This window comes from Arthrobacter sp. STN4, assembly GCF_024539665.1.
In the GTDB taxonomy this organism is placed as follows: Bacteria; Actinomycetota; Actinomycetes; order Actinomycetales; family Micrococcaceae; genus Specibacter.
Genome location: NZ_JAKZGX010000001.1, coordinates 38,147 through 57,282, shown reverse-complemented (window position 1 = coordinate 57,282; position 19,136 = coordinate 38,147). Strand labels below are relative to the sequence as shown.

The following is a 19,136-nucleotide window of genomic DNA, read 5'->3' as shown; positions in this document are numbered from 1 at the left end:
TGGTCACCCGCCGCCCCCCAACAATTCCTGGCGGGCGCGTTCCAGGGCCGTCGTGATGCGGGCGTCCAGGAAGCCGTCCGGAAACTCGGCCACGGCGTCGCCGCGGGACAGCGACGGATCCGCCACGAGGCCCGGCAGGGCAGGTGTGGCTGCCCCCGGCGCCGACGCCCTGCTGTAGGCGGCCTGAAGGACCGCCACATCCTGCGGATTCATCCGGATGTTGGCCGGTGCCGCCGCGTCAGGCCCGGCCAGCGCCCGGGCCAGGGCGGCACGGGAGGCGGCTCCGGCGTCGGCCACTTCCCGGCCAAGAACGGCCGCGGCCAGTGCCAGGGCGCACTCGAGGAGGGTTTGCTCGGCGTCGGCCAGCAATGGCAGCGGCGCCCTCGAGAATGCTTCCGCTGCGGCCCGCATGGCGGCCAGCTGCGACGCCGATTCAGTGCGCAGGCCCTCAGCCAGGGCGGCATGGTCCGCCGTGAGGCGCGCGCGCAGCCGCGCGGTTTCCTCGGCCGCGTGCCGGAGTCCGGCCGTGTACCCGGCCGCGTGGCCCTCCGTAAATCCGCGGACGTGCTCCCGGTGTTGGGCGGGCCCCGCAGCGCCGGTTAGCACCGGGTAGACCACGGGCACGGCACTGTCCGCCCGGCCGCCGGCGGCCTTACCGGGCAAGGGAGACCTCATCTTCCTCGCGGATGGTGATCTCCCCGGCAGCGTACAGCCCGCGGAGGGAGCGCACGATGCCGGCCTGGGCACCTTCCACCTCGGCGGTGCGCACGGGGCCGAGCGCCTCGATCTCCGATTCCAGCAGCTCCCGGTTGCGTTCGGAGATGTTGGCGCGGATCGCTTCCTCCACCTCGGCAGCCATCCCGCGCATGGCCATGGCCAAGGTGGTGGGTTCAATGCCGCGCAGCACCTTTTGGACGTCGTGGTTTTCAAACCTGGCCAGGTCGGCCAGGCCCAGCATCTTTTCGCGCAGCTCGGCCGCCAGAGCCGGGCTCCTTGCCGCCAGGTCCTCCATGAGTGTCTTCTCCGTGGCTGTGTCCGAACGGTTGATGATGTCCACGAGCGGCTGGACGCCGCCAATGGCCGCACGCCTGCCGCGCGGGGCCACCATGGCCACGGCCTTGCGTTTGAGCGAACCGGCCACAATGTCCATGGCTTCGGGGACGGCCGGACCCATGGTCGCGATGGCCTGGGCCACATCGGTCCGCATGGCCGGCAGCATGACGGCGAGCACCGCGGAGGCGGTCTCCGGAGTCAGGTGTGCCAGGACCATGGCGATGGTCTGGGGCAGTTCGCCCTCCAGCAGCGACATCACCTGGGCAGGTCCGGCGCCGTCAAGAAATTCAAAACGTTTCCCGTCCACGTCCGACGCCAGCCGTTCCATGAGCCCTGCCGCCCGCTCGGAGCCAAAGGAAGCCTCGAGCAGGCCGGCGGCGAACTCCTTGCCGCCCGTCGCGGCCATGCGCCCGCGGACGGCGAGCTCGTGGATTTCCTCGATCACGGCGTCGGCCACTTGCGGCTGCACCCGCCGCATGCGCACAATTTCGGCGGCAATCGCTTCGGCCTCCTCGTCGTTGAGGCGCCCCATGACGGCCGCGGCGGCGTCCTTGCCCAGCTGCATCAGGACGGCTGCGGCCTTTTGCGTCCCGTTCAGCGCCGGAACGCCCTTCATGGCGTTGCCCGAGGCGCCGCTCACACCGGCGTCCGCTCATCCATGAGGGTGCGCAGGAGTGCTGCGGCCTTCTCGGGATCGGCCGTCGCCAGGGCGTTGATCGAGGCGCGCTTGGAGTCGGCGTCGTTGTTTTCGACGGCGGGCAGGGCCACCGGCTCCGGGATGGACGGCAACGCCGTCGTTTCCAGCGTGCCTGGGTCGGCCGGGTCCAGGGCCGCCGGCGCTTCCCGCTGTTCGCCCAGGTCCACGAGTTCGCGGACCTGGCGGCGGTTCTTCCTCGCATACAGCACCAGGGCGAGCAGGGCGGCCAGGACGGCCCCGGCACCGAGCAGGATGGTCCGCCAGGTCTTCGCCGCCGCCGCGGAGTCGGCCTCGGCCTTGGCCGCGTCGAGTGCGGCCTTGGCTGCATCGGCCTGGGCGGTGGAGAAGGGGACGATCTTCAGGCTGACCACGTCCCCGCGGGCACGGTCGATCCCCGCGGCTGCCACCACCATGTCCGTCAGTGTGGCGGCATCCACGCGCTTGGCCGCCTGGGTGTCCACGGCCACGGCCAGTGACTGCTTTTGCAGCGCCCCTGCCGGGATGGACGTGTTTGCCGTGGTCTTGTCGACGGCATTGTTCTTCGTGGTGGCGGTTGATTCGGCGGCGCCCCCGGTGTTCGTGCCGTTGGGGACGGCGATGTTGTCCGGGCCCAGCACTCCCGCCCCGGTGCCGGTGCCCCCGGTGGACTTGTTGGTCGTGGAGGACTCGTTCAGTGCCGGCGCGCCGCTGGGCGAGGCAAACGATTCCTTCACCACCTCGGAGGATGACTTGTCCACGGCGGCCGTGAGCGCCACGGTGGAGTTGCCCGGCCCGAGCACGCGGTCCAGCATGGCCTGCACGGCCGACGTGGTGCGCTTCTCATACTCGGTGGCCTGCTTGTTGGCGCCCCCCAGGGCGGTTCCCGGCGCGGAGAGCACGTTGCCCTTGGCATCGATGACGGAGACGTTGGCCGGGGTGAGGCCTTCCACGGATGAGGAGACCAGGTGCACCACGGCGTCAACCTGGTCCGGGGACAGCTGGGAGGAGCCGGAAGACTCCACGAACACGGACGCGGTGGGGTCGGCCTTGGTGGAGGTGAAGACGGTGCTTTCCGGGATGGCCAGCTTGACGGACGCGTTTTGCACGCCGTTCATGGCCATGACCGTCTTGGCCAGCTCGCCCTCCATGGCGCGCTTGTACGTGACATTTTGCTGGAATTCCGAGGACGTCACGCCCATTGTGTCCAGCAGCGAGTAGCCGGCCGTGGTGGCGGCGGGCAGGCCGGCCGAGGCCGCCTTGAGCCGTTCGTCGTAAACGTTGGCATCCGGGACGAGGATGGTGGATCCGCCGTTGGCCAGCTGGTAGGGGACGTTGTCCGTCTTCAGCTGGGCCACGATGGCGCTGGCGTCCGCGGCGGCCACGCCGGAGAACAGGGGTGCGTACGTGGGCCGGGTCAGCCAGCTGCCCAGCGCCACGGAGCCCAGGAGCAGGACGGCAACGCCGATGACTGCCAGCGTGCGCTGGGCGGTGCTGAAGCCCTTCAGCGTGCCGGAGGCACGGGCCATGAACTGTGAGAGGACCGGTGGCATCAGGCCTGCATCCGCATGATCTCGTTAAACGCGTCGACACCCTTGTTGCGCACCGCTGCGACCAGCTCCAGCGTCACCTGGGCACGGGCCGCGGCGATGGTGGCGTTGTGGATGTCGTCGAGGTTGCCCGTGACCGCCTGGACGGCGAGGGTTTTTGACTCGCTGGAGAGGGCCTGGGCGTTGTTGACCGCACCGGCCAGGGCTGCGCCAAAACCGGAGCCGTCCGTGGAGGCGCGCACCGTGCCTGCGTCCGGCAGGTAGCCGGTGGCCGCTGTCGCCTGCACGCCGGTGATGGGTGTGGGGCTCATGGTTTACTTTCCAATCTGCAGGCCGGCTTCGTACATGGTCTTGGCGCGGTCCACCACGCCGGCATTGGCTTGGTAGCCGCGCTGGGCCATGATGAGCTGGCTCATCTGGGAAGCCACGTCGATGTCCGGGTAGCGGACGTTGCCTTCGGCGTCGGCCAGCGGGTGGCCGGGTTCGTGGACCACCCGGCCGGCTGCGTCGCCATAGGCGGCGCCGGCAACGTACACGCCGGAGTTTCCCAGTCCGGCCTCGGCCAGCACGTAGCGGGCCCGGAAGGCGTCGCCGCTGGTGGCGGTCACGGTGTTGGCGTTGGCCAGGTTGTCCGCGATGGCGTCGAGCCACTTGCGGTGCACCGTCAGGGCCGTTGCGGCGATGCCGATTGCGTCCGCCATTACTGCGTCTTCAATGCTGTGCGCAGGGACGTGAAGTCACCGTTGATGGCCTGCGCCGCGAACTGGTAGCGGAGCGTGGTTTCAATGTTGGAGAGCGTCTCAGTGTCAAGGTTGACGTTGTTGCCGTTGCTTTGGGTTGGTTCCAGTGAGCGTGCCGTGGTCGCCGCGACATGGCCGTCCCCTGCCTTCACGGAGGCAGCCAGTGCGTCTTCAAACAGGACCCGCTTGGCCGTGTAGCCGGGCGTGTTGACGTTGGCAATGTTGTTGGCGATCGCCTTTTGGCGTTCGGAGAGTGAATTGAGGGCGCTCGTAAGCGCCGCGGTGACCACGGATTCCAGCACTGCGCTCTTCCTGACGAAAATGGGGCCGGTCCATGGCCTGGGGCGAGCGTTCCATGCTCTCCCGTACCTATCGGCAGCGTGGAATGGCGCGTTAGGAGTGGCCGTGGCGTCGTTCCGGCCGGCGCCGGGTTCTTAGCCCGTGGTGTCCAGGTAGACCGGCCGCACCTGCGTCCGCGGCCTGTTGAGTGCCGCCAGTTCATGTTCGACGCCGGCCCTGGCCTCCGTGAGCACGCCCAGGGCCCGCTCCTGGAGGCCGGCCAGGTGCCGGGCCTGGTCGAGCAGTGCCGCGGGCAGCGGACCCAGGTCCGTGGGCGCGGCCCAGGGACCAGTGCCGTGGGCAGCTGGACCGTCTCCCCCGGTGTTTGCGGCCGGCGCCAGGGCGGCTTCCGCCTCCTGCTGCAGTGCGTCCAGGGACTGCCCCCACCGGCGCAGCGATTCCCCGTCCGCGGCGGGCGCCGTGGGCGTGGTCTCCGCAACCGGCAAGGCCTTGGGCCAGATCATGCTGTTCCCCCGGCAGCCCCGGCGGCGGGGCCCGCGGGCACCGCCGCCGCCTCGTGCCAGCTTTGGCGCAGCGGTTCCAGGAGGGAGATGCATTCGCGGGTCAGTGCGATGTTGCGGTACAGGTTGGCATTCATCATCGCCGTGCCGGCGTAGTTGTAGATGCCGAACAGGTTTGCGGCGCCGTCCCAGGCGTCCAGGTCCAGGGAGCCGGCCAGCTCGCCAATGATTTCCTGGGCGTGCAGCAGGTTGGTGCCGGCGCTCTCCCACGATTCGGCGTGCTGTGCCTCCTCTGCGCGGGCCAGGTCCAGCATGAGCCGGTCATACAGCATCACCAGCAGGCGGGCCGGGGAGGCCGAGAGGACGGCCTCGCGCTGGAAGGCGTTCAGGGATCGCTTGCTCGCTGCCATGGTCACTTCTTGGGGCTGCTGGAGGGGTCGAGGGAGCTGATTTGAGAGGACAGCCAGTTTTGCTGCGACTGCATTTTGTTCAGCTGCACTTCCAGGTTGGCGTAGATGGCTTGGAGTGAGCCCCGGCGCTGCGCCAGCCGGTCATCCCATTTAAGGATTTGGCCGTTGAGGTCGTCAATGACCGTCTGCTGGCCCTTGACGCTCTGGGACAGGGTGCCGTCGTAAGGGTCGGAGACCGCCTTGGCAGCGTCGGCCACCCTTTGCGCAATGACCTGCAGTGTGCCTTCGACCGCGGCCGGGTCTTTGGCATACGCAGCGGCAAAGGCGTCCGCGTCAAAGGTGAAGTCGCCATTTTTGGTGGAATTGATGCCGATGGTGGCGGGCGACCGGCCGTTGACGGGGGCCACCACGGCGGTAAACAATCCGTCCTTGGCCGCGGCAGTGGTGCTGTTGGAGGTGAACAGCCCTGACGTGACTGCGCCGGCGGCACCGCCCCCGGAGACGGCCGACTGGGTAAGGATGGAGCCCAGGATGATGTTGACGTTGGAAACCAGGTCCTTGGCTGCATCGGTGACCTGGCCGGCGTCGCGGGTCACGTTGAGCGTGACGGGGCTGGCGGAGAGCTGATGGACCGTGACGTCCAGGCCTGGCGCAATCGCGGTGAACGTGTTGGAGGCGGAGGTCAACGTTTGTTCCGCGGGGGTGCCGGCCCACATGGTGACCTGGGCGTCCTGGCCGGTGCGCAGCACGGCCGCGCCCGGGGCCGAGGTGAGGGACGCCGCCGTGCCCGCTGCGACGTCGGCGGCGCTGCCGTCGTAGGCGGTGAATGCGTTGGCGGCGCCGGTGTCCGTGGCAGTCAGCTGCAGCCGGTACTGCACCGTGCCGTCCGCGGCCGTGCCGGAGGCCACCTTGACGGCGGACACACCTGCAGCGGACTTGTTGACGGCATACGCCACGTCATCGAGCGAGCCGGAAACCGCCGTGACTTCCGTCGTGGTGCCGTCCGCCTTCACGAAGGTGAGGACCGGGGGGCTGGTGGGCCATTGCTGAAGGGGCGCTGTCACGATCGACTGGGCCTGGGCCAGCTGGGTGACGGTGAGGTCGAGGCTGACAGGCTTGGCGCCGGCGGCCAGCGTGGCGGTGATGGCCGGGGAGGTGGATGCCACTTGGTATTTGGCCAGGCCGTCGGGTTTGGCCAGCTCGGCCGCCTGCGTGGTCAGGGCCGCGAATTTCGAGTTCAGGGCCTGCAGCGCGTTGAGCAGGTAGGTGTCGCCGGAGACCTTGGACTTTAGCTGCGTCTGCGGAATCGCCTCGGCGTTCATCAGCGCGTTGATGATGGAGGTGGTGTCCAGTCCGGAGGACAGTCCGTCAATGCCCATGCCCATGTAGGTGGTCCCTTTCGTGCTGCTTGTGGCCGGCGGCACCATGATGCCGCTCCTGCGCCGACGGCAGCCGTGAAGGTGGTGTTCACGGCCGCCGTCGGGAGGGCTGCCGGACTGGTTGGTGCCCGGCGGGTGGTGCGGTTTAGCCGAGGAGCTTCAGGACGCCCTGGTTGCTCTGGTTCGCCTGGGCCAGCATGGCCGTGCCGGCCTGGGAGAGGATGTTGGCGCGGGTGAACTTGACCATTTCCTCGGCCATGTCCGTGTCCGTGATGCGCGAGGCGGCGGCGGACAGGTTTTCCTTGGAGACGGCGAGGGAGCGGCCGGCGGACTCGAGGCGGTTCTGGTTGGCACCCAGTTCGGAGCGGCCGGTGGAAACATTGGCAATGGCCTTGTCAATGTTGGTGATGGTGGTTTGCGCCGAGGCGGAGTCGGTGACAGTGAAGCCCGCCGCTGCGCCCACCACGCTGCCGCCGGTCAGGGTGACCACATCGGACAGTGCCGTGCCCAGGTTGACTGTCTGCACCGCAATGCTGGAGGCGGCGTTGCCATCCGCCCCCACCTGGAAGGTCAGCGTCGCAGGCCCGGCCGTGGCGCCGGCCTGGAACAGGTTGATGCCGTTGAAGTTGGTTGACTCGGAGATGCGCGACAATTCCGATCCCAGCTGGTCGGCCTCATTCTTGATGGCCGTGCGTGAATCGGCGTTGTTGGAGTCGTTGGCGCCCTGGACAGCCAGGTCACGCATGCGCTGCAGGATGGTGTGGACCTCGGTCAGGGCGCCTTCCGCGGTCTGCACCACCGAGATGCCGTCCTGGGCGTTGCGTGCGGCCACGGTGGAGCCGTTGACCTGGGCCTTCAGGCCTTCGGAGATGGAGAGGCCGGCGGCGTCGTCTGCCGCGCGGTTGATGCGCAGGCCGCTGGAGAGCTTCTCCAGGGACTTGGACAGGTCGTTCTGGGTGTTGCTGAGGTTGCGGTAGGCGTTGTTTGCCGCAATGTTGGTGTTGACTTGCATGCCCATGGGTGGATCCTCCGTGAGATGTGGGTAATGGCTGGCCGCCCGTCCGTGGGCAGCTGCACAGCACTCTCGGCAGCTCGCCCGGCCCCGTTAGGAGCCGCCCATGGGCACAATCCACCCGGCACGGCGGGGCGCGCCTCTCAGCCCAGTGCCGCCACCGGCTGTCCCACACCGTCCCTGGCCTTCCGCCCCGGGATGCGGGTGGCCCCGCCCAAGGTCCGCGCCCCGACGTCGGCCAGGTATTCCTCCCGGCGGGACGTGGCGATGCGTGAGTGCGGCGCGGATTGTGCATCCGCGGCGGCCAGGTAGTGCCGCTCAATCCCGTCCCGCAAGAGGCGCATGGCCTCGGAGCGCTGCTGGGAAACCGCCGAGTGGCTCGATCCGAGCTCTTCGGCCAGTTCCTTGACGCTGCGGTCCTGGAAGTACACCTGCTCCACGATGTAGCGCATTTTCTCCGGCAGTGCCGCCACGGCCTCGGCCAGGAAGGCCTCGTGTTCGGCCTGCACCACTGTTTCCTCGGGGCCCTGCGCGGTGGCCGCCACCATGTCCGCAATGACGTCCGTCAGCGGCGTGACCGACCGCGCCGCGTCCAGCCGGGCTGCCTCCACCGTGGCACGGTCCACCCCCAGTGCCGCAGCAAGTTCGTCCGTGGAGGGGATCCGGCCCAGCGCGCCGGACAGGGTTTCCTGCATGAGCGCGAGCTCGCTCATGCGGGTGCGCGCCCCGCGCGTGGCCCAGTCCTCCCGCCGCAGCTCATCCGCGAAAGCGCCCTTGATGCGCCGGCGGGCGTAGGCGCCGAAGGGCACACCAAGGCTTGCGTCGAACGACTCCGCACACTGGATGAGCGCAATGGCGCCAACCTGGGTGAGATCCGGCCGCGACAAATGACTGGCACGCATGCAAATTTCAGAGACCAAATACCCCACCAGCGGCAAATTTTGCACCACAAGGCGGTCGCGTTCCTCGCGATTCAACCTTTACTTCCCCCTCGGCACTTTGTGACAGAACGTCGCAACCGACACCCCCCCCGGGTGTGCCACCGGCGGTAAGCACGAGTGACACTCCACAGTAAATCATTTACAGGGAAGTCAGGAGGGCTACCCGTGGGTAGTTTTTGTCTCAATTCGGCAACTTCCCCGGAATCTCAGGGCATTCCCAGCGATAACGTGTAGAAATAGCCCTTACCGAAGATGCAGGGTGCGCCGATAGGGAAGAGGGACACCCTTCGGCCCGTGGAAAGGACCTACACATGGGGCCTGAAGAATTGACCAACCTGCTGTGGCGTGAACGCGAGCTGTTGGACCTGCTGGTCTTCAAGCTCGACGAAGAACAGCTGATCCTCCAATCCGGCAAGACCCGCTGGCTGGACCATGCCACCCGGGAAGTCGGGCACGTCATGGACCGCCTGCGCGCAGCCTCGCTGGAACGGGCGGCGGTGGCCTCCGCCGTTGCCCAGGCGTGGGGCCTGGCGGAAGATGCCACCTTGCAAGACCTCGCCACGGCAGGGGCGGACGGCCCGTGGGGGGACATCCTGTCCGCCCATTTCGCGGCGCTGACCACCCAGGTGGACCAGGTCCGCAGCCTGCGGGACACCAACCTGCAATTCCTGCGCGCCGGCCTGCGGTCAGCCCAGGAGACCATTGCCGGCCTGGTGCCGGACGCAGGAACCTACGACCATTTGGGACACACCAACCAGGACCCGGGTTCGCGCTTCCTGGACCGGAGCGTCTGACATGCTGAGGATTTTGTGAGTACTTTTAGTGGCCTGAACACAGCCCTGTCCGGCCTGAACGCGGCCCGGACCGGGCTCAACGTCGTCGGGCAGAACCTAAGCAACGTAAATACTGCCGGCTACACCCGCCAGCGCGCCGAGCTGTCCGCCATTGGTGCACCCGCCGGCGGTTCGCTGTTCGACGTCGGCGCCAAGCCCGGCCAGGGGGTCGGCGTCTCCGGCATTGCCCGGCTGGGCGACGGGTTTTTGGACGCCCGCGTCCGGACGGCATTCTCCAATGCCGGGTACACCAATGTCCGCGCGGATGCCCTGACGGACATTGAGTCGCGGATGCAGGAGCCCGGGACAGACGCCGTTTCCGGCCAGCTGCAGGGATTTTGGGCCGCCTGGCAGGACGTTGCCAACCACCCCGGCGATGCAGCCCAGGCGGCCGCACTGCTGCAGCGGGCCGCCGCCCTGGCACACACCATCGCCTCCGGATACCAGGGTGTGGCTGACCAGTGGTCGCACACCCGCGGCGACGCCGATTCACTCGCGGCGGAAGTCAATTCCACCGCGTCCCAGGTGGCCGCACTCAACGGCCAGATCCGCACGGCGTCAACGTCAGGACATCCCGGCAGCGAACTTCTCGACCAGCGCAACACCCTCACTGCCCGGCTCTCCCAGCTGGTTGGCGGCACCGTTCGGGATCTGCCCGACGGCGGCAATGAAATCCTGCTCGGCGGCAACGTGCTGGTCTCCGGCAGCCAGGTCAACACCGTCGCCGTGGCCGGCCCGCAGTCCATGTCTGCAGGCAAAGCCGTCCAGCTGGAATGGGAGCGCCGCCCCGGCACGGCCGTGGACCTCGACGGCGGCCGGCTCGCGGGGACCCTGTCCGTGCTGTCACCGGCCAACGCGGAGAAGACCGGCGGGGTGATTGCCGAGACGGCCGCCGACTATGACGGCCTGGCCGAATCCCTGGCCACCCAAGTCAATGCCGTGCACGCCCAAGGGTTCACCGGCAAGGGGGACCCCGGCCAGCCCTTCTTCAGCATCGACGCCGGGAAGGGGGCCGCCCTGGGCCTGCACGTGGCAGTATCCGGAGCCGCCGACCTTGCCACCTCGGCCAGTGCCACAGCCGGCAGGGACGGGTCCGTCGCGGACAAGATCTCCCAAATCGGCACCAGCCAGGGTTCCCCTGACGCTTTGTGGACGCAAACCGTCCTGGCCACCGGCATCGCGGTGCGCACCGGACTACAGCAGGACGTGGCGGCCGGCACGGCACTGGCCAATGCCGTTGCCGTGCAGCAGTCAAATGCCTCCGTGGACATTGACGAGGAAAATGTCAACCTGCTGGCCTACCAGCACGCCTACCAGGCGGCGGCACGGGTCATGACCGCCATTGATGAATCCCTGGATGTCTTGATCAACCAGACCGGAAGGGTGGGCCGCTGACCATGACGGCACGCGTGAGCATGCAATCCATGACGGCTGCGGCGCAGCGGAACCTGCAGTCGAGCCAGGCCAGGCTGGCCGGCTTCCAGCAGTCGGCCATGGACCTGAAAAAGATTCCGCGCATCTCCGCCGACCCGGCCGCCGCGGCCGATGCCATGGCCGTCCGGGCGCAGCAGGCCGCCACCGCCCAGTACGGGCGGAACATTGCCGACGGCTCCAACTGGCTGACTGCCGCGGACACGGCCCTGGCCAGTTCCACGGTGCTGCTGCAGCGGGCGAAGGACCTTGCATTGCAGGGGGCGAACGGTGCCACCACCCCGCAGGGCAAGGAGGCCATTGCCGCCGAACTGGACACGATCGGCAAGGACCTGATGCAGCAGGCGAACACGCAATACCTGGGCCGGAGCATCTTTGCCGGCAACTCCAGCCAGGGCGCGGCGTACCTCGGCGAGCCGCCGTCCTTTACCGGCGACGGCAGCACGGTGGAACGCCGGATCAGCGCCACCGCCACGATCCGGGTGGACGCTGACGGGGCCGCCATCTTTGGCCGCGACAACTCTGACGGCAAGGGGGATTCGGTGTTTGGGCTCCTCAAGGCCATCGCGGACGCGCTACGCTCCGGCGGCGACGTGGCCTCCCACCTTGGAGACCTGGACAAGGCGGCTGATACGGTCGTTGATGCGCGGTCCGCACTCGGGGCCCGGCATGCGCAGCTGCTGCGGGCGCAGGATGCCAACGCCAACGGTGCCGTGGACCTGGAAAACCAGCGCTCCGGCATCGAGGACCTGGACCTGTCCAAGGCCATCCTGGATGTCAAGACCCAGGAACTGGCCTACCAAGCGGCGTTGAGCGTGACGTCCAAGGTGCTCCAGCCCACGCTCATGGACTTCCTCCGATGAGCCTCCCGGTGCCCCTGCTGCCCTCCTCCCTCAGCTTCATGACACCCCCTCCTGGCCTGGAGCCGCGGGTGGACTTCACGCTGGCCCCCATCGACGGCGCCGCAGGGCTCTTTTCCCTCTCGGCCGCGGACGGCACGGCACGCCTGTTTGTCCTGGACGCTGCCACGCACCTGCGCAACTATGCGCCGCAGCCGGCCGCCGCCGACGTCGAACGCGTCGGCACGGCCACACCCACCGTGCTGGTGGTGGTGAACCCGGGCGCACAGAGCACAGTCAACCTCGCCGCCCCCATCCTGCTCAATGCCGAAACCGGGGCCTGCCTGCAGGTGATCCTGGAGGGCCCGCAGTGGCCCCTGCGGGCACCGCTGGCCGGAAACTGACAGGCCCGGCTTCCGGTGGCCGGGACCGTCCACCGGAAGCCGGGCCCTGAGACCCTTGCCAGTTTTTCCAATGGCCCCTAGTTCAGGTAGCCATTCGGGTTGAGGACGTACTTCGTGGCGGCGCCGGCGTCGAACTCGGCGTAGCCGCGCGGTGCGTCGGCCAGCGGGATGGCCTTGGCGTTGACGTTCTTGGCAATGTGCACCTTGTCATGCAGGATCGCCATCATCAGCCCGTGGTTGTACTTCATGACCGGGCACTGGCCCGTGGTGAACGCCAGCGACTTTGCCCAGCCGGTTCCCAGGCTCAGGGACAACGAGCCCTTCTTGGCGGCCTCGTCGATGCCTCCCGGGTCGCCCGTGACGTACAGTCCCGGGATGCCCAGGGACCCGCCGGCGGCGGTGATGTCCATGAGGTCGTTCAGCACCGTGGCGGGCGCCTCGTGCTTGGCGTCCGAACCGTGCCCCTTGGCCTCGAAGCCGACGGCGTCCACGGCGCAGTCCACCTCGGGCACGCCCAGGATCTGCTCGATCTGCTCCCCGGGCCCGCCCTTGCTCAGGTCGACCGTCTCGCAGCCGAAGGAGCGCGCCTGGGCTAGGCGGCCCTCGTTCATGTCACCGACGATCACGACGGCGGCACCGAGCAGGTGCGCGGACGTCGCCGCGGCGAGGCCCACGGGCCCGGCACCGGCAACGTATACCGTGGAGCCGACGCCGACGCCGGCCGTGAACGCGCCGTGGTAGCCGGTGGGGAAGATGTCCGAGAGCATGGTCAGGTCCATGATCTTCTCCAGCGCCGCATCCCGGTCCGGGAACTTCAGCAGGTTCCAGTCCGCGTACGGCACCAGGACGTATTCGGCCTGGCCGCCCACCCAGCCGCCCATGTCCACGTAGCCGTACGCGCTCCCGGGCCGGTCCGGGTTGACGTTGAGGCAGATGCCGGTCTTGCGCTCCTTGCAGTTGCGGCAGCGTCCGCAGGAGATGTTGAACGGCACCGAACAGATGTCGCCCACCTTGATGAATTCGACGTCGGGCCCCACCTCGACCACTTCGCCGGTGATTTCGTGGCCCAGGACCAGGTCGGTCGGGGCGGTGGTGCGGCCGCGGACCATGTGCTGGTCGGAGCCGCAGATGTTGGTGGCAACGGTCTTGAGGATCACGCCGTGGGGCACCTTGCGCCCCACGTTCGCCGGGTTCACGCCCGGCCCGTCCTTCAGTTCAAACGTGGGGTAGTCGATGTCAATGACTTCGACCTTCCCCGGTCCCTTGTAGGCAACGGCCTTGTTTCCTGACATGGATTGCTTCCTTCCTCGCACTTCGGGGAGCCGAGTGTGACAGCCCGATATAACAAGAACGCCCCGGCGCGCGCCACATCGATCCGTGGCAGCTTCGTCACCGATCTCGGGGTGCGCGAATTTCACTGGAAATTCCGGGGTTAAGGACAGCCTAGCCCGGCGGGAAGGAATATGTAAGGGGCAGTCCGGCCGCTTTCCGGAGGCGGGGCGGGGGCGCTTAAAGCACCGGCGGCAGGCCCTTCACATAGGCCGCCTGGCCGCCGTGCTGGACGCAGTCGTCCACGATGCTGATGAGGCGCACGCCGAGCGTGACGGCGGGATTCCAGCGCTTGTCCACCACCCGGTCGAGGTCGGCGTCGGAGAGCCCGCGGACGTAGTCCAGGCTCTGCGCCAGGACGGCCTGGTGGTATTCGCGCAGCAGGTCCGTGGACTCCACCCGCACCTTGTCCACCTGCGCCGCGGAGTGGCCGTAGCCGGTGTCCTTGGGATCCAGCGCGAAGCCAAAGCGCGCCGCGTATCCCCCGGACTGCCAGACGGAGGCGATGCCGGCAACGTCGGCGATTTGTTCGTCCTGGCCGCGGGAGAGGTGCCACACCAGCCAGGCGACGGAGTTGCCCGCGCCGCCGGGGCGCCAGTTGATCCGGGCAAGGTCCATCCCGTCCAGGACGCCGCCCACAATGTCGCCGATCCGGCCAAACGCATCCACCAACAAGTCAGTTGTCTTCATGGCTGCCATGCTTGCACTGCACGCCGGGCCTGTCGAGGGGCCCGGTCCCGGCAGGCCTGGGCCCGGTCCCGGCAGGCCTGGGCCCGGCCGGCGCCGGCAAGCCCGGGCGGCGGGCTACGTCAGGATGAGCACGTCCAGGGTCCGGGGCCCGTGCACCCCTTCCACACGTTCAAGCTCGATGTCGCTCGTGGCGCTGGGCCCGCTGATCCAGGTCTGCGGCGCCGTGGCCTCCAGGCGGGCCATGGCCTCCGGAAGCACCTCCACGATGTCGGCGGCCCGGAGCACGCACACGTGCCGGTCCGGGACCAGGGAGATGATCCGGCGGCCCTGAGAGGGGCCGCCGTCCAGCATGATGGTCCCCGTCTCGGAGACGGCCACGGCGGCGCCGGTGACCACGGCGTCGACGGCGTCCAGCGCGGCCACCGTCAGGGGCCGCTCCGGCGAGTCGACCGCCACGGCCAAGGTCCCGGCGTCGCCCGTCCCGGTCCGGGGCAGTGCGGAAAGCAGCTGCGGGTCCAGCCCGTGCGGCACCACGATCGAGGCGCACCCGGCCAGGAGTTCGGCCAGCCTGGCCGGCGCCCCCGCGGCGGGGACCACAAATACGTTGGCCTTGTAGTCCTCCAGCCGGTCCACGAGCTGCCCGAGCCGCTGTTCGGCCGTCTTGTCCGTCTCCCGGCGGTAGTTGCGCGGGATCTGCGGGACGGCCGGGGAATCACGCAGGGCGGACTTGATGCGGTCCAGGATCTCTTCGCGGGCGCTCATGGCCGGCCTCCTTCACTTATTGTGCCTTCACCAGTTGTACCGGGCGCGGCGGCGTTGGGCGCGCCATGCTCCTTGGCCCACCACTGGCGGAAGGACTGGCTGGGCGGGGCGGGGATATCCCGGGACTGCGTCCATTTTCCGCCGATGCCGGGCAGCTTTTTAATGACTTTCGCGCGCCCTGCGGCAAGCCTGCCGGCGGGCAGGCCCTTTTCCAGCAAGTTCAGGCGGGACCCTGCGGAGAACGCCCATTCGGCGCCCTTCATCAGCAGGTCCATCTGGGTCGGGACCTTGGCCTTGGCGCGCTTGGAGTCGACGTCCTCGCCGCGCAGGTGCACCAGGATTTCCGGGATGTTGATCTTCACCGGACAGGCGTCAAAGCACGCGCCGCACAGCGAGGAGGCATAGGGCAGCGAGTTGTTTTCCTCGCTCTTGATGCCAGTCATGAGCGGCGAGAGGATGGCGCCGATGGGGCCCGGGTAGGTGGAGCCGTAGGCGTGGCCGCCGGTGCGCTCGTACACGGGGCACACGTTCATGCAGGCCGAGCAGCGGATGCAGTTCAGCGCCGTGCGGCCCATCTCGTCGGCGAGCGCGGCGGTTCGGCCGTTGTCCAGCAGCACCAGGTGCACGTTTTGCGGGCCGTCGCCGGGGGTGGTGCCGGTCCACAGCGAGGTGTACGGGTTCATCCGTTCGCCGGTGGAGGAGCGCGGCAGCAGCTGCATGAACACCTCCAGGTCGCTCCACGACGGCAGCAGCTTTTCGATGCCCATGACGGTGATGAGGGTTTCCGGCAGGGTCAGGCACATGCGGCCGTTGCCTTCGGATTCGACCACTGCCAGCGTGCCGGTGTCCGCCAGGCCAAAGTTGGCGCCGGAAACGGCCACCTTGGCCGCGAGGAACTTTTTGCGCAGGTGGCGGCGGGCGGCCTCGGCCAGGCGGGCGGGCTCGTTGCCCAGGGCCGGGTCCACGTCCTCCATTTCGCGCAGGAAGATCTCGCGGATCTGGCTGCGGTTCTTGTGGATGGCCGGCACCAGGATGTGGCTGGGCTTGTCGTGGTCCAGCTGGACGATCAGCTCGGCCAGGTCCGTTTCAAGGGCGGAGATGCCCTGCCCTTCAAGGTATTCGTTCAGCCCGATCTCCTGGGTGGCCATGGACTTGACCTTGACCACTTCGGTTTCGCCGGTTTCACGAATGAGGGCGGTGGCAATCTCATTCGCTTCCTGCGCGTCCCGGGCCCAGTGGATGGTTCCGCCGCGGGCCGTGAAGTTCGCCTCGAACTGCTCCAAAAGCGCCGGCAGCTGCGCCATGGTGGCGTTCTTGATGGCGCTGCCGGCGTCGCGCATGTCCTCCCAGTCAGGCAGTTCGGCCACCACTTTCAGGCGCTTGTCCCTGATGGTGTGTGTGGCGTGGCCCAGGTTGGCGCGCAGCTGCGCGTTGCCCAGCTCGCGGTGCGCGGCCTGCGGGAACGGCTCGGTGGCATTCAGGTTGCCGCGGCCAAAGACGGGCAGCGTGGGCATGCCCAGGAAGGTGTTGCTCATCGCCGGGCCCCTGCCAACTGGACGTTCCCGGCGGCCGTCACCGGGTTTTCAAGCGTGCTGGCCAGGATTTCGGCAAAGTGCAGCGTCCCCACCTCGCTGCCCTGGCGGGAGAGCCCGCCGCCAATGTGCATCAGGCAGCTGGCGTCGCCCCCGGTGCACAGCTCGGCGCCGGTGCCGCAGATGTTCGCCGCCTTGTCCTCCATCATGGCGCTGGAGACATCGGCGTTCTTGAGTGAAAACGTGCCGCCAAAGCCGCAGCACGCATCCGCCTCGGGCAGTTCCACCAGCTCGATGCCGCCCACGGTAGCCAGCAGGTTCAGCTGCCGGTCGCCCAGGTGCAGGAGGCGCATGCCATGGCAGCTGGGGTGGTAGGTGACCTTGTGCGGGAAGTGCGAGCCCAGCTGGCCCGCGGCGTCCGTGACACCCAGGACGTCGGTGAGCAGTTGGGAGAGCTCATAGGTCCTTGCGCCGACGACGGCGGCCCGGGCTTCCAGCGCGCCGTCGCCGCAGCGCCGGGCCACCAGCTGGTGCTGGTGCTTGACGCTGGCCACGCAGGAGCCGGACGGCGCCACCGCGACGTCGTAGTCGTCGGTGTCAAAGGCCTTGACGTGGTTGGCCACCACGGGGAGGGCCTCGGCGAAGTAGCCGGAGTTCACGTGCATCTGCCCGCAGCAGGCCTGCCCGGGCGGGAACACCACCTCGTGCCCCAGCCGCTCCAGGATGCTGACCGTGGCGCGCGCCGTGCGCGGGTACATGGCATCGACGATGCATGTGGCGAAGAGCGCAATTCTCATGGGACCATCCTTCGGCGTGAACGACTAAAACGTGTGGTCTGACCATACGTGATGACGGGCCTGAAGTCCAGTACGGAACATCACGGACATGATCTTGGCCACACCGAAGCGAAAACATACGCTACACTTCTGTGGTCGGACCATAGTGGTCTGACCTCGTCCGCGCAACTCAATTCACCGAGTGAAGGATTCTCCATGGACCATTTCACCCCCGCCACCGACCCGATTGCGGGCAGCGTGGCCGTCTCGGCGCTCGTCGCACTGATCCCGCTGCTGACATTCATCGTGCTGCTGGCCTTCGTGAAGACCAAGGCCCATGTTGCCGGCGCCTGGTCCCTGCTCGCGGCCGTGGCGGTCGCCGTGCTCGGCTTCCACATGCCGCTGGGCCTGGCAGCCCTTTCGGCAAGCCAGGGCGCCGTGTTCGGCGCGTTCCCCGTGCTGTGGATCGTGATCATGGCGGTGTGGCTCTACCGCGTCACCGTAATCAGCGGCCGCTTTGAGGACCTCCGCGGCATCTTCGACGTGATCGGCGGCCGCGACGTGCGCGTCCAGGCCATCATCGTCGCCTTCTGCTTCGGCGGGCTGCTCGAGGCGCTGGCCGGATTCGGCGCACCCGTGGCCATCACGGCCACGATGCTCATCGCCCTGGGCCTGTCCCCGCTGCGTGCAGCCGCCACCGTGCTTGTGGCCAACACGGCCCCGGTCGCCTTTGGCGCGATCGCGATCCCGATCACCACGGCCGCCGGGCTCACGGGCCTGTCCGCTGAACACATTGGCTCCGTGGTGGGGCGCCAGGCGCCGCTGCTGGCCGTGATCGTGCCGTTGGTCCTGCTGTTCATCCTCGACGGGCGGCGCGGCATCCGCGAATGCTGGCCGGTTGCCATTGTCATGGGCCTGTGCTTCGCCGTTGCGCAGTTCCTGGCCTCCAACTACTTCTCCTACGAGCTGACCGACGTCGTCGCCTCCCTCGTGGGCCTGGCCGGCGCCTTCCTGTTCCTGCGCGCCTGGAAGTCACAGGGACACGCGGCCGCCCGCGAACGCCTCACGGTCGGCGCCATGGCCGGCGGCTCTGCGTCCGCCGGCGCGGCGCTTTCTGAAGGCCCCGCGGCGACGGCGGGCGGCACGGCTGCCCTGACACGCACGCGGGTGTGGTTGGCCCTGTTCCCCTACCTGCTCGTGATCGTGGTGTTCGGCTTTGCAAACCTGTGGAAGCTCGGCGTCAACGTCCCGGCCTGGCTGGCGACGACGAACGTCAAGGTGCCGTGGCCCGTGCTTCACAACGCCGTGGTGGACGCCGCCGGCAAGCCGGTCTCCTCCACCGTGTACAACTTCCAGTGGCTCTCCAGCCCCGGATCGCTGCTGCTGGCCACCGGCCTCATCGTGGCGGCCGTCTACTCCGTGTTCGACGGCGGGGGCCGCTTCCCCATCACCATGCGCCAGGCGGTGGCGGACATTGGCCGCACCATTTACAACATGCGCTGGGCGGGCGCGACCATCCTGCTGGTGCTGGCCCTGGCCTACGTCATGAACCTGTCCGGACAGACCGTGTCCATCGGCACCTGGCTGGCCAGCGCCGGCGGCTTCTTTGCCTTCCTGTCCCCCGTGCTGGGCTGGCTGGGCACCGCCGTGACCGGTTCGGACACCTCATCCAACGCGCTGTTCGCCAAGCTGCAGCAGGCGGCCGGCCTGAAGGCCGGGATCGACCCGCACCTGCTCGTGGCAGCCAACTCCTCCGGCGGCGTGGTGGGCAAGCTGATCAGCCCGCAGAACCTGGCCATTGCCGCCACCGCGGTGGGCATGGACGGCCAGGAGTCGGTCATCCTGCGCAAGGTGATCGGCTGGAGCGTGGGGATGCTGCTGGTGCTGTGCATCGTGGTGTACCTGCAGTCCACCCCCGTGCTCGGCTGGATGCTGTCGGGGGCCTGATGCGCCACGGCGCGCGGTCCCGTGCAAGGATTGAT

The 19,136-nt window shown here is 68.3% G+C and carries 21 protein-coding genes; 5 read left to right on the top strand and 16 right to left on the bottom strand.

Translation table 11 applies throughout. The features are described from left to right. Positions 1 to 3 precede the first annotated feature (3 nt). The 11 genes from MMF96_RS00285 to MMF96_RS00235 all read right to left on the bottom strand — a co-directional run bounded on the left by MMF96_RS00285 (position 4) and on the right by MMF96_RS00235 (position 8,594). A complete protein-coding gene (locus MMF96_RS00285) occupies positions 4 to 663 on the bottom strand; it encodes a FliH/SctL family protein (RefSeq protein ID WP_256882180.1) in 660 nt (219 codons plus the stop codon). Continuing rightward, positions 653 to 1,693: a flagellar motor switch protein FliG gene (fliG, locus tag MMF96_RS00280; protein ID WP_256882179.1), complete on the bottom strand. Its 1,041-nt coding sequence runs from the start codon at positions 1,691 to 1,693 to the stop codon at positions 653 to 655. Before fliG ends, MMF96_RS00285 begins: the two co-directional genes overlap by 11 nt. Beyond that, positions 1,690 to 3,279: a flagellar basal-body MS-ring/collar protein FliF gene (fliF, locus tag MMF96_RS00275; RefSeq protein WP_256882178.1), complete on the bottom strand. Its 1,590-nt coding sequence runs from the start codon at positions 3,277 to 3,279 to the stop codon at positions 1,690 to 1,692. The genes fliG and fliF overlap by 4 nt, the downstream gene beginning before the upstream one ends. Further along, a complete protein-coding gene (locus tag MMF96_RS00270) occupies positions 3,279 to 3,587 on the bottom strand; it encodes a flagellar hook-basal body complex protein FliE (protein ID WP_256882177.1) in 309 nt (102 codons plus the stop codon). Before MMF96_RS00270 ends, fliF begins: the two co-directional genes overlap by 1 nt. A gap of 3 nt (positions 3,588 to 3,590) precedes the next feature. Then, on the bottom strand, positions 3,591 to 3,977 hold the full coding sequence (locus MMF96_RS00265; RefSeq protein WP_256882176.1) for a flagellar basal body rod protein FlgC: 387 nt from the start codon (positions 3,975 to 3,977) through the stop codon (positions 3,591 to 3,593). Beyond that, complete coding sequence (locus MMF96_RS00260) at positions 3,977 to 4,318, bottom strand: flagellar basal body rod protein FlgB (protein WP_256882175.1); 342 nt, start codon at positions 4,316 to 4,318, stop codon at positions 3,977 to 3,979. Before MMF96_RS00260 ends, MMF96_RS00265 begins: the two co-directional genes overlap by 1 nt. Before the next feature lie 132 nt (positions 4,319 to 4,450). Next, complete coding sequence (locus MMF96_RS00255; protein ID WP_256882174.1) at positions 4,451 to 4,819, bottom strand: hypothetical protein; 369 nt, start codon at positions 4,817 to 4,819, stop codon at positions 4,451 to 4,453. Continuing rightward, a complete protein-coding gene (gene fliS, locus MMF96_RS00250) occupies positions 4,816 to 5,226 on the bottom strand; it encodes a flagellar export chaperone FliS (RefSeq protein ID WP_256882173.1) in 411 nt (136 codons plus the stop codon). Before fliS ends, MMF96_RS00255 begins: the two co-directional genes overlap by 4 nt. A 2-nt stretch (positions 5,227 to 5,228) precedes the next feature. Then, positions 5,229 to 6,653 carry a flagellar filament capping protein FliD gene (gene fliD, locus MMF96_RS00245; RefSeq protein ID WP_256882172.1) on the bottom strand — a complete coding sequence of 475 codons (1,425 nt, stop codon included), beginning with the start codon at positions 6,651 to 6,653 and terminating at the stop codon, positions 5,229 to 5,231. A 97-nt stretch (positions 6,654 to 6,750) separates the two neighbouring features. Beyond that, positions 6,751 to 7,623 (bottom strand): flagellin, encoded by an 873-nt coding sequence (locus MMF96_RS00240; protein WP_256882171.1) that lies wholly within the window; start codon positions 7,621 to 7,623, stop codon positions 6,751 to 6,753. 137 nt (positions 7,624 to 7,760) lie between these two features. Beyond that, on the bottom strand, positions 7,761 to 8,594 hold the full coding sequence (locus MMF96_RS00235; RefSeq protein ID WP_256882170.1) for a sigma-70 family RNA polymerase sigma factor: 834 nt from the start codon (positions 8,592 to 8,594) through the stop codon (positions 7,761 to 7,763). Between the two features lie 275 nt (positions 8,595 to 8,869). Here MMF96_RS00235 and MMF96_RS00230 point away from each other — a divergent pair, with 275 nt between their 5' ends. The 4 genes from MMF96_RS00230 to MMF96_RS00215 are packed head-to-tail and all read left to right on the top strand — an operon-like array spanning position 8,870 to position 12,065. After that, positions 8,870 to 9,352, top strand: a complete 483-nt coding sequence (locus MMF96_RS00230; RefSeq protein WP_256882169.1) for a flagellar protein FlgN — start codon at positions 8,870 to 8,872, stop codon at positions 9,350 to 9,352. Positions 9,353 to 9,367: 15 nt separating this feature from the next. Then, positions 9,368 to 10,786: a flagellar hook-associated protein FlgK gene (gene flgK, locus MMF96_RS00225; protein ID WP_256882168.1), complete on the top strand. Its 1,419-nt coding sequence runs from the start codon at positions 9,368 to 9,370 to the stop codon at positions 10,784 to 10,786. A gap of 20 nt (positions 10,787 to 10,806) precedes the next feature. Next, on the top strand, positions 10,807 to 11,685 hold the full coding sequence (locus MMF96_RS00220; protein ID WP_256882393.1) for a flagellin: 879 nt from the start codon (positions 10,807 to 10,809) through the stop codon (positions 11,683 to 11,685). Next, complete coding sequence (locus MMF96_RS00215) at positions 11,682 to 12,065, top strand: flagellar assembly protein FliW (RefSeq protein ID WP_256882167.1); 384 nt, start codon at positions 11,682 to 11,684, stop codon at positions 12,063 to 12,065. Before MMF96_RS00220 ends, MMF96_RS00215 begins: the two co-directional genes overlap by 4 nt. Positions 12,066 to 12,142: 77 nt before the next feature. Here the strand turns inward: MMF96_RS00215 and fdhA are convergent, their stop codons facing one another. The 5 genes from fdhA to MMF96_RS00190 all read right to left on the bottom strand — a co-directional run bounded on the left by fdhA (position 12,143) and on the right by MMF96_RS00190 (position 17,175). After that, positions 12,143 to 13,357 (bottom strand): formaldehyde dehydrogenase, glutathione-independent, encoded by a 1,215-nt coding sequence (gene fdhA, locus MMF96_RS00210; protein WP_176616275.1) that lies wholly within the window; start codon positions 13,355 to 13,357, stop codon positions 12,143 to 12,145. Positions 13,358 to 13,574: 217 nt separating this feature from the next. Beyond that, positions 13,575 to 14,084: a DinB family protein gene (locus tag MMF96_RS00205; RefSeq protein ID WP_176616274.1), complete on the bottom strand. Its 510-nt coding sequence runs from the start codon at positions 14,082 to 14,084 to the stop codon at positions 13,575 to 13,577. A 114-nt stretch (positions 14,085 to 14,198) separates the two neighbouring features. Further along, positions 14,199 to 14,846, bottom strand: coding sequence for a lactate utilization protein C (locus tag MMF96_RS00200; RefSeq protein ID WP_176616273.1), 648 nt, complete (start codon positions 14,844 to 14,846; stop codon positions 14,199 to 14,201). Next, positions 14,843 to 16,381 (bottom strand): LutB/LldF family L-lactate oxidation iron-sulfur protein, encoded by a 1,539-nt coding sequence (locus MMF96_RS00195; protein WP_256882166.1) that lies wholly within the window; start codon positions 16,379 to 16,381, stop codon positions 14,843 to 14,845. The genes MMF96_RS00200 and MMF96_RS00195 overlap by 4 nt, the downstream gene beginning before the upstream one ends. Next, positions 16,378 to 17,175 (bottom strand): (Fe-S)-binding protein, encoded by a 798-nt coding sequence (locus MMF96_RS00190; RefSeq protein WP_176616271.1) that lies wholly within the window; start codon positions 17,173 to 17,175, stop codon positions 16,378 to 16,380. Before MMF96_RS00190 ends, MMF96_RS00195 begins: the two co-directional genes overlap by 4 nt. Before the next feature lie 195 nt (positions 17,176 to 17,370). Here MMF96_RS00190 and MMF96_RS00185 point away from each other — a divergent pair, with 195 nt between their 5' ends. Then, on the top strand, positions 17,371 to 19,101 hold the full coding sequence (locus MMF96_RS00185) for an L-lactate permease (RefSeq protein ID WP_256882165.1): 1,731 nt from the start codon (positions 17,371 to 17,373) through the stop codon (positions 19,099 to 19,101). The last annotated feature ends 35 nt before the right edge of the window (positions 19,102 to 19,136 follow it).

Coding starts and splice junctions, on each gene's coding strand:
- fliF (WP_256882178.1), bottom strand. CDS start 3,279: ATGCCACCGGTCCTCTCACAGTTCATGGCCCGTGCCTCCGGCACGCTG.
- MMF96_RS00270 (WP_256882177.1), bottom strand. CDS start 3,587: ATGAGCCCCACACCCATCACCGGCGTGCAGGCGACAGCGGCCACCGGC.
- MMF96_RS00265 (WP_256882176.1), bottom strand. CDS start 3,977: ATGGCGGACGCAATCGGCATCGCCGCAACGGCCCTGACGGTGCACCGC.
- MMF96_RS00255 (WP_256882174.1), bottom strand. CDS start 4,819: ATGATCTGGCCCAAGGCCTTGCCGGTTGCGGAGACCACGCCCACGGCG.
- fliS (WP_256882173.1), bottom strand. CDS start 5,226: ATGGCAGCGAGCAAGCGATCCCTGAACGCCTTCCAGCGCGAGGCCGTC.
- fliD (WP_256882172.1), bottom strand. CDS start 6,653: ATGGTGCCGCCGGCCACAAGCAGCACGAAAGGGACCACCTACATGGGC.
- MMF96_RS00240 (WP_256882171.1), bottom strand. CDS start 7,623: ATGGGCATGCAAGTCAACACCAACATTGCGGCAAACAACGCCTACCGC.
- MMF96_RS00230 (WP_256882169.1), top strand. CDS start 8,870: ATGGGGCCTGAAGAATTGACCAACCTGCTGTGGCGTGAACGCGAGCTG.
- MMF96_RS00220 (WP_256882393.1), top strand. CDS start 10,807: ATGCAATCCATGACGGCTGCGGCGCAGCGGAACCTGCAGTCGAGCCAG.
- MMF96_RS00215 (WP_256882167.1), top strand. CDS start 11,682: ATGAGCCTCCCGGTGCCCCTGCTGCCCTCCTCCCTCAGCTTCATGACA.
- fdhA (WP_176616275.1), bottom strand. CDS start 13,357: ATGTCAGGAAACAAGGCCGTTGCCTACAAGGGACCGGGGAAGGTCGAA.
- MMF96_RS00205 (WP_176616274.1), bottom strand. CDS start 14,084: ATGAAGACAACTGACTTGTTGGTGGATGCGTTTGGCCGGATCGGCGAC.
- MMF96_RS00200 (WP_176616273.1), bottom strand. CDS start 14,846: ATGAGCGCCCGCGAAGAGATCCTGGACCGCATCAAGTCCGCCCTGCGT.
- MMF96_RS00195 (WP_256882166.1), bottom strand. CDS start 16,381: ATGAGCAACACCTTCCTGGGCATGCCCACGCTGCCCGTCTTTGGCCGC.
- MMF96_RS00190 (WP_176616271.1), bottom strand. CDS start 17,175: ATGAGAATTGCGCTCTTCGCCACATGCATCGTCGATGCCATGTACCCG.
- MMF96_RS00185 (WP_256882165.1), top strand. CDS start 17,371: ATGGACCATTTCACCCCCGCCACCGACCCGATTGCGGGCAGCGTGGCC.